The 14484-nt window shown below is 38.0% G+C and carries 16 protein-coding genes and 1 tRNA gene; 4 read left to right on the plus strand and 13 right to left on the minus strand.

All coding sequences use genetic code 11. The annotated features are described in order from the left end of the window. Window positions 1-102: 102 nt before the first annotated feature. Entirely contained in the window at window positions 103-1335 is a 1233-nt protein-coding gene (locus tag P3R27_RS07270) for an aminopeptidase (RefSeq protein ID WP_126133991.1), read from the plus strand. 59 nt (window positions 1336-1394) lie between these two features. Here the strand turns inward: P3R27_RS07270 and P3R27_RS07275 are convergent, their stop codons facing one another. Further along, window positions 1395-1559: a hypothetical protein gene (locus tag P3R27_RS07275; RefSeq protein ID WP_010735955.1), complete on the minus strand. Its 165-nt coding sequence runs from the start codon at window positions 1557-1559 to the stop codon at window positions 1395-1397. A 122-nt stretch (window positions 1560-1681) separates the two neighbouring features. On the opposite strand from P3R27_RS07275, the gene P3R27_RS07280 reads away from it, so the two are divergent. Next, window positions 1682-1755 (plus strand) — tRNA-Arg (locus P3R27_RS07280). Window positions 1756-2050: 295 nt separating this feature from the next. Here the strand turns inward: P3R27_RS07280 and P3R27_RS07285 are convergent. The 12 genes from P3R27_RS07285 to sfsA form a co-directional block, all read right to left on the minus strand. Beyond that, a complete protein-coding gene (locus P3R27_RS07285) occupies window positions 2051-2320 on the minus strand; it encodes a zinc ribbon domain-containing protein (protein ID WP_034689805.1) in 270 nt (89 codons plus the stop codon). Window positions 2321-2363: 43 nt separating this feature from the next. Further along, entirely contained in the window at window positions 2364-3542 is a 1179-nt protein-coding gene (locus tag P3R27_RS07290; protein ID WP_034689806.1) for a GNAT family N-acetyltransferase, read from the minus strand. A gap of 259 nt (window positions 3543-3801) precedes the next feature. Further along, window positions 3802-4215 (minus strand): DUF3284 domain-containing protein, encoded by a 414-nt coding sequence (locus P3R27_RS07295; protein WP_034689808.1) that lies wholly within the window; start codon window positions 4213-4215, stop codon window positions 3802-3804. Beyond that, window positions 4215-4397, minus strand: coding sequence for a DUF3188 domain-containing protein (locus P3R27_RS07300; RefSeq protein ID WP_010735959.1), 183 nt, complete (start codon window positions 4395-4397; stop codon window positions 4215-4217). The genes P3R27_RS07295 and P3R27_RS07300 overlap by 1 nt, the downstream gene beginning before the upstream one ends. A gap of 23 nt (window positions 4398-4420) precedes the next feature. Continuing rightward, on the minus strand, window positions 4421-4642 hold the full coding sequence (locus P3R27_RS07305; protein WP_010735960.1) for a hypothetical protein: 222 nt from the start codon (window positions 4640-4642) through the stop codon (window positions 4421-4423). Window positions 4643-4750: 108 nt separating this feature from the next. Further along, on the minus strand, window positions 4751-6211 hold the full coding sequence (locus P3R27_RS07310) for a PTS sugar transporter subunit IIC (protein WP_034689809.1): 1461 nt from the start codon (window positions 6209-6211) through the stop codon (window positions 4751-4753). 108 nt (window positions 6212-6319) lie between these two features. Continuing rightward, window positions 6320-6640, minus strand: coding sequence for a PTS lactose/cellobiose transporter subunit IIA (locus tag P3R27_RS07315; protein ID WP_010735962.1), 321 nt, complete (start codon window positions 6638-6640; stop codon window positions 6320-6322). A gap of 26 nt (window positions 6641-6666) precedes the next feature. Continuing rightward, on the minus strand, window positions 6667-7032 hold the full coding sequence (locus tag P3R27_RS07320; protein WP_268745031.1) for a PTS sugar transporter subunit IIB: 366 nt from the start codon (window positions 7030-7032) through the stop codon (window positions 6667-6669). Between the two features lie 104 nt (window positions 7033-7136). Then, on the minus strand, window positions 7137-9839 hold the full coding sequence (locus P3R27_RS07325; protein WP_034689811.1) for a sigma-54-dependent transcriptional regulator: 2703 nt from the start codon (window positions 9837-9839) through the stop codon (window positions 7137-7139). Window positions 9840-9901: 62 nt separating this feature from the next. After that, window positions 9902-11179: a DEAD/DEAH box helicase gene (locus tag P3R27_RS07330; protein WP_034689814.1), complete on the minus strand. Its 1278-nt coding sequence runs from the start codon at window positions 11177-11179 to the stop codon at window positions 9902-9904. Continuing rightward, window positions 11179-12192, minus strand: coding sequence for a Gfo/Idh/MocA family protein (locus P3R27_RS07335; RefSeq protein WP_034689816.1), 1014 nt, complete (start codon window positions 12190-12192; stop codon window positions 11179-11181). The genes P3R27_RS07330 and P3R27_RS07335 overlap by 1 nt, the downstream gene beginning before the upstream one ends. Before the next feature lie 15 nt (window positions 12193-12207). Beyond that, a complete protein-coding gene (gene sfsA, locus P3R27_RS07340; protein WP_034689819.1) occupies window positions 12208-12936 on the minus strand; it encodes a DNA/RNA nuclease SfsA in 729 nt (242 codons plus the stop codon). A 171-nt stretch (window positions 12937-13107) separates the two neighbouring features. Between sfsA and P3R27_RS07345 the strand changes: the two genes are divergently transcribed. Together P3R27_RS07345 and efaR are read left to right on the plus strand one after the other, a co-directional pair. Further along, window positions 13108-13452, plus strand: a complete 345-nt coding sequence (locus P3R27_RS07345) for a DUF4828 domain-containing protein (protein ID WP_034689822.1) — start codon at window positions 13108-13110, stop codon at window positions 13450-13452. 379 nt (window positions 13453-13831) lie between these two features. Further along, window positions 13832-14479, plus strand: coding sequence for a transcriptional regulator EfaR (efaR, locus tag P3R27_RS07350; RefSeq protein ID WP_010735969.1), 648 nt, complete (start codon window positions 13832-13834; stop codon window positions 14477-14479). Window positions 14480-14484 lie beyond the last annotated feature (5 nt).

The raw sequence follows: 14484 nt of genomic DNA on the forward strand, positions 1-14484 counted from the left end.
AAACAAATGATTATTTTATCAGATGTTTATTTGTTTCATTTCTAATAAAATGTTATCATACAATGAGGAATTACAAAAAATACGATGAGGAGGAATTTAATTATGTTAGCTGATTTTAATGTTAATTTAAAAAAATACGCCCGTTTAATTGCAGAAACAGGGGTCAATGTATCGAAAGGGCACACAGTAGTCTTACAAATCAATGTAGAGCAAGCGGAATTAGCTCGATTGATCACGAAAGAGGCTTACCAATTAGGTGCAGATGAGGTAATCGTTCAATGGACAGATGACATCATTCAAAAAGAATTCTTGACTCATGCAGCAGATGATCGAATCTCTACAGTTCCACAATATAAAATTGATCAAGCAGATGATTGGATTGAAAAAGGTGCGAGCAGAATCAGCGTTGTTTCTTCTGATCCAGATGCATTCGCAGGAGTTGACAATGATCGTGTAGCCACTTATCAATCAACAGTTGGAAAAGCATTGATGAATCTAAGAAAAGCGACACAATCAAACAAAGTAAGTTGGACAGTTGTCGCAGCTGCTGGGAAACAGTGGGCAGCAAAAGTATTCCCTGATCTACCAGAGGAAGAACAAGTCGATGCATTATGGGATGAGATTTTCAAAACGACTCGCATTTATGAATCTGATCCTGTAATTGCTTGGAAAAATCACGATGAAAAACTAGCGACAAAAGCAGAAGAATTGAACAAAGAACAATTTACAGCTTTACATTATACTGCCCCAGGAACAGATATCGTAATTGGCTTGCCAAAAAATCACTTGTGGGAAGGCGCTGGAAGCTATAATGCTCGTGATGAAAAATTCATGGCAAACATGCCAACAGAAGAAGTCTTCACCGCGCCTGATAGTCATCGCGTTGATGGGTATATCTCAAGTACGAAACCTTTAAGTTATGCAGGAACGACCATTACTGGAATGAAATTTACATTTAAAGACGGTAAAGTCGTTGATTTTTCAGCGGAACAAGGACAAGAAGTCTTGGCAAAACTATTAGATACCGATGAAGGTGCACGTCGTTTAGGCGAAGTTGCTCTAGTTCCTGATCCTTCACCGATTTCACAATCTGGTATCATTTTCTATAACACATTATTCGACGAAAATGCTTCAAACCATTTAGCACTTGGTTCAGCCTATGCGTTTAGTGTGCAAGGTGGAACAGAAATGACTGATGATGAATTGGCAGCTGCAGGCTTGAATCGAAGCCAGACACATGTAGATTTCATGGTTGGTTCAGATAAAATGGATATTGATGGTATTCGCGAAGATGGTTCACGCGTACCGATCTTCAGAAATGGCGACTGGGCGTAATAATAAAACAAAAAAAGATCTGGAAATCCCAGATCTTTTTTTGTTTTTCATCGATATGCTTATAATAAATCTTCTTTTTTAGTAAACGTAAATTTGCGACTTTCTTTTTCTACAGGTTTTTCTTCTTCGTGTTTTTGGATTGCCTCTTTCGTAATTTCTTCACGTTCTCTTTTTGCTTCATCTAAACGTTCTGCAATTACTTCTTCTTTTGGCTTATCAGACATAATCAAAACCCCCTTTATCACCTTCATTCTACCACTCAGGATTCCTTTATTGGAAACGTTTTGCTCTAAAAATCAGCTTGCATGTATGCCTTCAAAGCGCTAAAATAATAGTATTGATGTTTGTTCCTGTAGCTCAGTAGGATAGAGCGATCGCCTCCTAAGCGATAGGTCGCTGGTTCGATTCCAGTCAGGAACGTCTTAGAACTTATCACGATTTTGTAATAGTGATGTTCAGCTACGAGAAATAAGCCCACTCCCCAGAAATTCGTTCTTGTATTTTGGGGAGCGGGCCTGTTTCTTATGGACACTGTTTATTCAGTTTTAAGAATTATGAAATGCCACAGGTCACAATCCCCTATTATATTTCTGCTCTTTTGAAAAAATAGCAACAAAAGTAAAATCCCATTTTTCAACTTATTACCAAATACATTATGCGAAGTCATTTTATTCGATAATGAAGTAGCATCCATTTTTTGCTATTGGAATAAACTTTATTGATATTTCCGCCTTTTTAAATCTGGGAAAAAGTGATGCATGAATTCACGTGCTTCTTCCTTTGTCTTGCCTTGTTCTTTCAGCATGCCTGATTCATTCATGTGCTTGGCACTCTCTTCAATCATTTCATCCATTGTACAATCAGTTAAAAATGCGCCTTCTTTGTAGCAGTAAATGCAATATTCTTCACTCTTGCTATTGTTTTTGTTTGTCCCTAAAATCTCAACTGAATCAAGTGGCATCCCACAACTTTGACAATACGTCATTGCTTAAATTTCTATGATCCTCCTATCATCTGATTGTCTTCACTCAGAAATAATCATTAAGAATTGGTTGTTGGTTAGGCAGTGATTGACTAAGTTCAGCCACCAATGCGCCTTCTACTTTGATTTTTTCATAGAAATCAAGCTCTTCGACTGTTTGATATCCTAACAATAATTGTGTCAAGCTTTGAATCGTTCCACTGACCACAGGTAATTCTGTCTGTTGGACTTTCTTTACTTCAAGTACTCCATTGACATAAGAAATATCAAAAAATCCTTCGTTCCATTTTGCATACGGATCTTCTGTCACATGGATAGAAAAGTTGATTGCATGTCGGAATGGATAAGTCTGCATAAATTTCTCAACATCTACGATTCTCCCCATCATGTAAGGCGTGATCGTGGTTTTAGCAAATGGATTATCCAATAAATAATTTTTACTATAGCCAGAAAAACCACATGTATACTCAAACGAATCAAATGCGCCACTATGTGAACCAATGAAACGCATCAATCCTTTCAATGCTTCATGATTCAGATAACCCATTTCGACGATTATAAATGTAGGTGTGGCTAATTTATAAACGACATATCCTGTAACATTTCCTTCACGGTCGTAATACAGTGCATATTGATTTTCTTTTCGTTGTTTGAACTTGTAGGAATACCACCATTCTTCTCGGACCAAACCACCTCGCGTACTCTCCGGCATATTTGTATAAATGGATCGTATGGCATCCACTGATTCTTTAAAACTTGTCCGTTTCATATACCCAGTTGTTTTTTTTACAGCTGGCATATCACGGCTCGCTAATTCATAGCTGATTCGATCAAATAATTGTTCGTAGCCATAGCGACGATAAAAAGGATAAGAAAATGGTGCTAGATAAGACAACGTGACATTTCTTTCTCGACAGTCTTCAAGGATTTTTTCCATGATCCGATTGATACCGCCCTGTCCTCGCGCTTCAGGATAGGAAGCAACGTAGCCAATCCCAGCCATCAAGTAATTTTTTCCATAGAAATCCACTGAAAAAGGTGTGGCCATTACTTGACTTGTCAAATGGCCCTCTGGATCTAAAAAGCCGTAGTTCCATGAATTCTCAACAATCATTTTAAATCGTTCACGTCGTTCGTTTGTATCTTGTGAATTAAAAGCATAGGTTGCTAAAGCGTACATTTCTTCTAGCGCTTGGTTCCCTAATTCTTTTATAACATTCGTCATACTTTCCCTTCTCCCTTTAAATATCTATACCAATTGTACTATTATTTTCTTTATAATAGCAAGCGGACCTTCATTACTTTCACAAAGTAGTATCTCTCAAAAAATGATTTACAAAAAATAGCGCTAAAAAGCCAAAATAGAACAAACGATTTTGGTTTTTAGCGCTTCGTTTTTTGATCCAAACGTTGTTTCCACAACTTATTCTTATTTTGATCATTAGTTATCCTCTTGGATGGACGATTTGATTTACCATCCTCTTTTAATAGGATTCTTCAATCATCCCTAGCATCTTTTTAAAACGTCTCTTTTTAAAATACATCAACATCGTTCCTAAGATCATATCATTCATTTTCTGCAACATACCATGTGATTCCATTTGTTCCGTATAATGGACTTCACACGATTGTTCATCAATTGGTTTGATTTGATAATGAACGACAAAATCATTTTTAGTCGTTGAGGTACGAAATTTATAAGATTGGTTATCAATGACTTCCTCAATGATAATGCGTGCACGATTATTTTGAGAGAATTGTTTGACGTATTCAAGATTCTTTAATTGTTTGCGTGTCACTGATTTCCCAGTGGCTTTGCGGACATCAAAAAGAACAGAATCCATCACTTTATCATAGAAAAACGATGCCGGAATGTTTAGTGTTTTAATTATTTCCATTAGTTCTTTTTCTCCTTTGCTTCTTCTTTTTTCTTACCTTTTAAAAAGAAGTAAATCCCTAGTCCTGCAAAAAACAACCCAGTGACCATACTATAAATGTCATATTGTTGTGTTCCCGGATTTAAACTATATAGTATGATCAGTGAACCAATACTACACAAAAACAATCCATTTTTTATCATTTGAACCACCCTTATCTTGTTTCTTAGACTGCTGCTGCTTGGAAATATAATACCGTGCCCCATGGTTGAGCTTTGATCAATTCTTTTGCTGTTTTGGCAGCTGCTTCTTTATCTTCTGCACTTGTTTCAAAGAATAATTTGATTCCTTGTTTTTCTTTGAAAGTAAAGGTCATGCCTTCTTCGTTGTATCCTTCTAATAATTCTTTGATTGCATCTTGTTGCATAGCACTAGCGATTGAAATCATTTGTTCTCCTCTTTTCTTTTTTTATTGATTACTTTTAGTTTCACTCGAATGAAGCGAGGGCTAGGGATTTGACGGATCGTCATCGCCCATAGCCCCTACTTCAACTGATTATTTAGGTTCTCCTGCTGCTGGATCCATTTTATTTGCTGACATCACAAATGGTGCCCAGATCAGGAAGGTCACGACCATACATACTAATGTGACAATCGGCGCCCGCCAGTCTGCCCCTGTTGCAAGGAACGATAGCAAGAACGGTGGGACGACCCAAGTCACTTGTTGGGATACCGGTGCGACTAATCCTAGATAAGTAGCTACCCAACCAATTGTTGTTGCAACAACCGGCGCAACCAAGAATGGGATAAACATGATCGCATTCAAGACGATTGGTAAACCAAACATCACTGGTTCATTGATATTGAAGATACCAGGTCCAATCGAAAGTTTTGCTACAGTCAAGTAGTCTGCACGTTTTGATAATAGTAAGATAGCGATCAATAGAACGATTGTTCCACCTGATCCACCAAACCATGCAAACGCATCAAATGAGCCACGTACCCACATGTAAGCTTTACCATCTTCAATCGCATCTAATACTGCAGGTGTTCCTGTTTTGCCATTGTAACCTTTTTGGAAGATATCGATGTTGATCAATTGTGCTTGACCCCAAATACCTTCTAATACTGGTGCTAATACGTTCGGACCATGTATACCAAAGAACCAGAAAATCTGAACGAAGACCGTAACGATTAATACAGCACCAATCCCTTGTGATAAGCCTAAGAAAGGTTCTGCAATATATTTTTGTACTAAATCAATGATCAGTTGACCATCTGCCACACGTCCAACAACATAATTAATGATAGCGATGACATATAATGAAATCGTTGCTGGTAGGATTGCTGCAAATGCTTTAGAAACTGCGGGTGGGACTGAGTCAGGCATTTTGATCGTGATATTGGCAAGCATCAATTTACAGAAAATGATAACAGAGATTGCACCCATGATCATTACTGTAAAGTAGGCGTTACCGTTTAAATGATCTAATTTCAACCATCCCCACAAACCAACTGATAGAGTGCCATCAGCAATCGTTGCCCCAATTTCCGAGCCATTGATCGCATCTGCCACATTTTGTGGAACATTGACATTCAATGCAGCTGATAATGACGGGCCAAAAGCGATTCCTTGAATCAGTGTTGCTAACCCAACGATCCCTCCTGCTAAGTCATTGACGCCATATGCACGGGCTAAATTATATCCCCATGAAAAAGCAAAGATCAGTCCGGCGATTGCTAAGGTACCATTCCAGACGAACCCATTGATGCCGATGATCACATTCAATACAGCAAAAAAACCTTTGTCTGCTGCTAAGCTGTCAGCATACGTACTAATAAATTGCTGTGGTAAATCACGAATAATTGCATTGATCATTACAGCTACTGATCCAGCCATTGTTGCAGGCATCGTACCGATAAAAGCGTCACGCAATGCCACTAAGTGCTTTTGCGCGCCGATTTTGCCGGCAACTGGAAGGATGTATTTTTCCATCCAACTTGTTAATCCATTCATTATTACTTCCTCCTATAAGTTTTTATATAAAGAATGACTCCTTATATCAAATTAAAAAAATCCGTTCAAAATTTTTTTCTTCTTCCGTTCAAAAAAGAAGTGTTTTGGTTATTCAACGTAAGTTCTACGATATAAATCAATGATTTCTTTTGCAAGGTCTGTAAATGCGATCGATGTCATCAAGTGATCTTGACTATGCACAGTCAACAGCGTTACTTGCATATGATTTCCTTGTGCTTCTTGCGTGAGCATTTGAGTTTGTGAATGATGTGCTTCTACCAGAGAGGCTTCAGCATCGCGGATTTTTTGCTCCGCTAAATCAAAATCTCCTTTTTTTGCCGCAGAAATCGCTTCCATTGCATCGCTTTTTGCATTTCCACCATACATGATCAATCCCATGATGGCTTCTAGATTTTGTTGATCTTCCACTATTCTACCTCCAGCTTCACGTTTGATTATTTCATTAATTTTTCAGCTTGTTCAAGCACTTTTGCCCCGTTCATCATGCCATAATCTTGCATATTGATAACATCCAATGGAATTCCTTTTGGTGCTAATTTTTGTTCAAATTGTGCTTTCATAAAGCGAACTTGTGGACCTAATAATAGAACATCTACATTTTTTGATTCAAGGTTATTGTCAGCATCTGAAGCTGAAACCGCAAAGATATCCGCTTCCATTCCTTTTTCTTCTGCTGCTTTTTGCATTTTTGTTACTAATAAACTTGTACTCATTCCTGCAGAACATACTAACATGATTGTTTTTTTCTCCATTTTTTCCACTCCCTTTAAATTTGGTTTTACACTATAACTATAATGCAAGAAGCATGCCAAACACTAAGCATCTAAAATAGCGTTTTCATAACGCTTATTAAGTAAAAACAGTGTACACACTAATCGTTAGTGTGTACACTGTGTAATTTCAATCATTTTTTTATTTTATTTTCTATAAACATTTGTGTGATAAAAGCAATTTCATGTTCCGGGATTTTCACACCATATTTACGTTCGATCCCGATCAAATTCGTTCGAACGATATCCATTTCTAAGCGATACATTTTTGCAAAAATGGGGAAATCATCAAATGTACGCATTTTTTCATGTTTGATTAGACCATCAATCAAAAAAGCAACATGGATCACGATCCCCGTATCCACACCTGGTTCAACGATGATCGATAAGTCTGTTTGGATTTGTTGGATCGCTTTTTGCAAAGCTTGAATCAAACGTTCAACAGATGATATCGCATTCAATGAGTCTTTTAACGAATCAACAATTTTTGCTGTCGGAACTTCGTCATCTGCGATGCGTTTCAATGTATTGAGTTTTTCATCATCGAATACGTCATAAGCAGAGAAGAATGGAATATTTTGATAATCTACCTCAACAGTTCCGGCAATTGCCTTGATTTCATATTCTTCCAATAACGCATCAATGTGGCGTTTAAATGATTCACGTTCCAAAAACTGCATTTGGATCACTTCAACTTTATCCTGATTGATAACGGGCACAATTCGTTGATACAGTTTTGCTGCCACACCTTCTCCAGTAAAACAAGTCACGATCACTGCTTTTTTCCGTTCGTTCATTTCCTGCTTTTCGGTTTTAAATTGATCTTTGACAATCGATTCAAAAGACATTTGGATACTTTGGTAGATATCTTCTAAGCTTCTACCAACATTTGCCATCCGGATTGCTTCGATGACGATCATGGTACTGGTCATCGTGATTGCTTTTGTACGTATCCCCGTCTCTTCATAGATCAAATCGCTGAATGTATTCAGTGAACCCATATCAGTCAGTAAAATCAACCCATTTGTTAAATTGCTTTGACGATTCTTTACATATTTCAATACTTCTTCGTACATGGATTGAACTTCCATCTCTAATGGCATATTGAACGCTTGTCCGATCGTTGTTCCGAGTAAAGCTTGCGCCATCTCCAACATACTTGAAGCGGTTTGTCGCCCGTGCATCAAGACTAACACGTCGACTTTATTTTCTTTGACTGGTTCACTTTCTCCGAGGTTGATCGATAAGAACATACTGATAAAGCCAATTTCATCGAATGGTATCTCTACTTGTTGATCTTCTTCAATGATCGTAGACAAATCGATTGCAACTTGAAATTCTTTTTTGAACTTCTTTCGTATATTATTCAAATCTGGATGAACGATCATATGTCCATCTTTCACACGATCCAGTGTACTTTGCAAATGTAAGGCAAACGCAAAGCGTGCTTTTTGGTTATAGATTCGGTCTAGTCGTTTCTCAGCAACATCGTATAACTCATTTGTCAAACGCCAGATGTCTTCTGGGAGTAAATCTTTAGGGATCGTACTTTTCGTCAATTCTTTGACATACGTTTGAAAATAGGCATCGACATCTTTTGAGATCAACGACTCAAGATCAATATTTTCGCCACCCGTTTCAGAGAGCGACATCACCTTTTCTTCAATATCATTGTACACTTGCATGTTTCTTTCTGGGTCCCGAGACCAAACCACATCAGCAAATCCTGGCTCAAACGTCAAATATTGACTCTTACTATCCATAAAGCGATCTAATCGTTCAGGGACTTCTTTGATTCGTAATAATCCTTTTTGGACTTGCAGGGATAACTCTTCTTTTCGAATGACTAATTTTTCTTCTTGGTGCATACGATAATGAAGGAATGACTTCGCACAGACTAATTTCAGGTCACGTTTTACTTGCCCGATATTTCCCTCTGCGTCGTATAGCATAAAAGCTAAAATCGCTTCTTTTTCAATATCGATCCGCTGATTCAAGCGATTGGCTTCTTGCTTGATAAACAAGGAAATGATTTCATACCGCTCATCTAATGAACGAGAGGCCAGATTTGGCAAAGTGATTGCCATCGGTATCCTGCGGTTAAATGTCGTCAAAAAACTTTCAGATGATTCTGTCGTTGCTCCGATGATCTGAACAGACGCCTCATGGACTTGTGCGCTCTCCCCTAATGGGCGATAAACCCCTTTGTCGATAAATGTGAAGAGCATCTCTTGGCCTTCTGGAGGTAAGCGATGGATCTCATCTAAAAATAAGATCCCCCCATCTGCTTTAGCCATCAAACCTTGGCTATCTTGTGTTGCACCTGTATAAGCACCTTTTTTTATCCCAAAGATATGTCCAAACAACAACTGTGGGTTTTGCGCATAATCCGCACAATTAAATGAAATAAATGGGGCATCTGGAGAAAGCATTTCCGAATCGATTGCAAAATGATACATACATTCAGCAAACATCGATTTCCCTGTTCCTGTCTCCCCAAAAATAATCGTATGCAATCCTCTTGGCGGATATAAAATCGCTGCTTTAGCCTGTTGGATACTTACTTTTAATGATTCATTCTCCCCTACTAAGGTTTCAAAAGTGACTTGTGTAGAAGCGTCCACATGAACTTTATCTGAAGTTGTTTTTTTGGGAGGCATAGAATAAACTACAGGTCTGCCAGTGCTTTTCACGATGTAATGCGCTTTATATAAATCACTTAGATAACGACTTGCATTACTACGATCAATCTCTAATTGCTTCGCAACATCCGTTGCTGTCAATCCTTTATGATTTTCCGTAAGTAAATCCAAGATTTCTTCCTGTCTTTCGTTCATGCTAACTCTCCTTTAACCAAACGACCTGTTTCCATTTTCAATATAATAACACAAAAAGGCGCTTATTTGCGCCTTGCTCCTTTATTTTTATCTTTTTTATGCTTGTTTTTGTGTTTTGTTTTAGAAGAAGAAGCAACTTTTTTTGTAACTGTTTCACTTGCTTCTTTTTTTCCTAATTCTTTCTTTTTTGGGAACATTTTTGTTGGGGCTTTTTCAGGAGCTTCTGTCTGTAAGCCTCCCCCATAAATAAATAATTCAGTGAGTTCTGTTCCTGTTTGTCGAGCAATTTTTTTTAAGTCTCTTAGTGTATGTTCATTCACAAAGGTGATGACTTGTCCTTCTTGCCCCATTCGACCAGTTCTACCTGCACGATGCAAATAGGTTTCTTCTGTCATTGGAACTTCAACATTGACAACATAAGGCAGTTCCGCGATATCTAGCCCACGAGCAGCGACATCCGTTGATAACAACATGCTGATTTTGCCTTCTTTGAATTGATTCAATGCCGCTTTTCGTAACAGCTTGTTTTGGTCAGATGCTAAACTCGCCACGCGGATTCCTCGATAACTCATTTTTTCTTCCATCATGCCTAACTCACTCAACTGGTTGAAAAAAACAAGACCTTGGAAACCTTCCACATGGGCTAATCGTCTTAGATAGTCCTCTGTTTTTCGAGCAGGAACACGTATAAAATAGTGACTAAGTCCTTTCCTTGAATCATCCATTTTAGTAACGTCGACCACTTTCAGCGATTGTTTTGTCAATGATTCGATTTGCTGGATGGAACGATCGGCTGTTGCTGAAAAGAAAGCTAGCTGGTAGTCCGTTGGCGCTTGATGAACGATTTGATCAATAAATGGTCGATTTCCTTCATCAAAAAGTTGATCTGCCTCGTCAAATACGATTGTTTGGATTTGATGAGCCTTTATTTTTTTTTGTTTCATCAACTCTAATACACGACCTGGTGTGCCTACCAATACTTCCGGTTTCTTTTTTAGTCCTTCGATTTGGCGTTTAACATTTGCGCCGCCCACAACAGATTGGACAGAGATTGCTAAATCTTTTGCCCATTCACGGGTGACCTCAGCAACTTGGATCGCCAATTCTTGCGAAGAAGCAAGGATCAATAGGGTACTTGCCTCTCCTTTTTTCACATTTAATAGTAAAGGCCATAGATAAGCTAAGGTCTTACCAGAACCGGTTGGAGAAACAGCAATCAAGCTTTTACCTTCTTTTAAGTCAGTGAATACTTCTTGTTGGATAAACGATGGGCCGGTGAACCCTTTTTCTTCCCATTTGTTTTGCCAATTAGTTGGAAAATGTTTTACAAAATCAGTCATTACTCAGTTCCCTCTTTATCTGCATTGAATTCGATTCCACCACTGATTCGCAAATCATAAACGACTTGATTCACGTTTCGTGCAAGTTCGACCCATTCTTCATACTGTAATCCCCATTGTGGATCTTTAGGGTTCATGATCACATTTGCAAAATCTTCTGCCTCTTCACTCATTGGATTTTCAGAAGCCACGATCTCTAATTTTTCAATTTGTTCGTGGTTACGATCATGGTACTCTGCTTGCACAATTGCATTGACGCCATTCATGATCACTGTTCCGCTATCAAAATAAATCTCGGAAGGTAGATATGAATCACCGATTTTGCCCGGTTGGATCGCTACATCAAAAGTAGCATAGCGCAAGATCCCCCAACCTAATCCATCAACACCTGTAGCTATTTTTCTAGGGAAATAATGGACTTCTTGCGGCTTGCCAAACCAACCTACAGCTGCGTAGACGAGGTAAACGCCGAGATCCATCATTGCTCCACCTGAAAAATGCGGAGAGAAAATATTCGGTTCTTCCCCATCTAACACTTGATCATAACGAGAAGAATATTTCATATAACTGAAATTCGCGCCAATGATCTCATCTTTCAAAGGTAAAAATTCTGCAATTTTTTTAAACCCAGCTTCATGGATATTTCGCGCGGCTTCAAAGAAAAAGACTTTCTCTTGGTTTGCCAAATGAATGATCTCTTCCATTTCGTTTGGTGTACTAAATGCCGGTTTTTCTACAATCACATTTTTTCCTGCCAAAATTGCTTGCTTCGCATGCTGAAAATGCAAACTATTTGGCGAAGCAATATAGACCGTATCCATATGTTCTAACTCAAAAAAAACAGTTAAATCTGTTGCGAACGCGATATCGCCTTCATATTCTGCGCCAAATTGTTGCGCTTTTTCTAAATGTCTTGAATAAACAGCTGTTAATTCATACTTACGTGTCGCTAATGCTGCTTGAACAAATTGATGAGTAATCCAATTTGTGCCGATTATACCTAAATGGATCATCTTTACGCCTTCTTTCTATAAATTAGGATCTTCAAAAACTGTATTTAGGTCAAATGGGATTGCTTGTTTCAATACCACTTGTTTTTCTGTTACTTGACAATTATATACGATTACTTGAACACCTGCTTGCTGAGCAAAACGAAAAGCAGTGGCTAATTCTGGTTGCATCTGCTCATGGATCGTTGCTTGATGCAAGTGTTCAAATTGTGCAATAAAAAGAATATAGGTCTCATAGCCTTCTTGATGCGCGCCGATCAATTCATTGACGTGTTTAAGCCCACGAATGGTCGGTGCATCGGGAAAAGCACCTATTGCTTTGTTTTCCAGGGTCATCCCTTTGACTTCTACAAATGCTTTTTGACCGCAACTTGTTTCTAAATAAATATCAAATTTAGACTTTCCAAAGGTCACTTCACGTTTGTAGAACTCAATATCACTATTTAAATTTGGTAAGTGGATCGTCCCATCTAAAATTCCATCAATCGCTAATCGGTTTGGTAACTGACTATCGATATTGAACCACTGCTGCTCTTTTTTTACAGCAATCAGATCATAGGCAGTTTTACGTTTTGTTCCAGGAATGTGTACTAACGCCACCTCTGCACCAGGAAGCAACAACTCTTTGCCTCTACCTGTATTCTTAACATGAGTTTTGACTACTTCTCCTTTTTTGTTCAAACAAAAAGCAATAAAGCGATTTGGTCGTTCAATGAAGTAAGCAATTTCAACATCTTGGTAGTCCAATAGTCATCACCTGTCTCCCTACTACTGTATCCTACCATATTTTTACTAAAAACACTTGAAAAACCAGTCGAAAGTCTTAGAGAAATCGTGCACTTTTTTTAGTAAACTATAAGAAAAGGAACAATAAGCAAAATATGCTTTTATCATAAATCAAGACAAAGGAGTGGAAAAATGAAAAAAAGAATCATCTATATCCTACTTGCCGGTATCGCAACACTTGCTGGAAAAAAAGTACTCGATCATAAAAAGAAAGAAGCACAGGTCGATCATTTGAATAAATACTGTGGAACTTGGTCATTTACGGATACCAGCCAAACACACCATGAACTGACCATCCATTCTGATTATTCTTTTTGGCTTGATGACCGTTCTTTAGGAACACTATTAGTCGAAGTTACCTCCGAAAAATTGATAGTTAGAGATCAATACGGCTTTTTCCTAACGTTTTCTTACAACGACATGTTACTGTACGATGAAGCAAATGATTCCGCTTATTTATTATCAAAAAAATCATGATTATCCTAGCTTAGTAGATGATACACTGCCGATCACTTCATTAACGTACTTCTTTTTTATAAAAACGAGACAAAAGGTTTAGAAAATTGCCGTTTTCTAAACCTTTTGTCTCGTTTTACAAGTTTCATCCATGCAACTTCCTCTAGGTCACAACGATCGAACAAATTATGCTATGATAAGAGCAAAGTACTTTTCAACTAGCGACTATTTGATCACTGCACATCTCAAACAACTACTTAGAAAGATGAACGAACGATGGAATACGAAAAATAAAAAAACCGACATTTCCGTCCTATTTTTTTCTCATAAAATAGTCAATTTGTGTTTTTTTTGTTACACTTACAAGTGATGGTTTCTTACCATGAAAGGATGATCGCATATGACACCAAACCGAGAAGATTATTTAAAAATCATTCTGGAATTAGGCGGTGACACAACAAAAGTCAACAATAAACAAATCGTTTCTAGCCTAGCAGTGTCACCTGCTTCAGTAAGCGAAATGATTTCTAAACTCGTTAAAGAAAAACTAGTCGAACACTCTCCTTACCAAGGTGTACAATTGACTGATAGCGGACTGATAAAAGCAAGTAGCCTGATACGTAAACATCGATTATGGGAAGTTTTTTTAGTCGAACATTTAGATTACAACTGGAATGAGGTTCATGACGATGCTGAGGTCCTTGAGCATGTGACTTCTGAACAGCTTGCGGATCATTTAGAAAGTTATTTAAATCATCCTAAACACTGCCCACATGGAGGCATTATTCCTAAAAAGGAACAGGTTGTCCATGAAGAACGTCGTCAAACACTTGAATCCTACCCAGTCGGTACCAAAATCCGGATTGCTCGTGTCCTTGATGAAAAGGAATTATTAGACTATTTAGTCACAATCGATGTCAATATTGATGAAACTTATGAAATTACTGATGTAGCGGCCTATGAAGGACCAATCACCATCCAAAATAAAACTAAAAAAATTCCTGTCAGCTTTAAAGCCGCCAGTACAATTTTTGTTGATAAACTGTAAAGGAG

Origin of the sequence: Enterococcus spodopteracolus (genome assembly GCF_030441955.1) — a bacterium.
Taxonomy (GTDB): domain Bacteria; phylum Bacillota; class Bacilli; order Lactobacillales; family Enterococcaceae; genus Enterococcus_B; species Enterococcus_B spodopteracolus.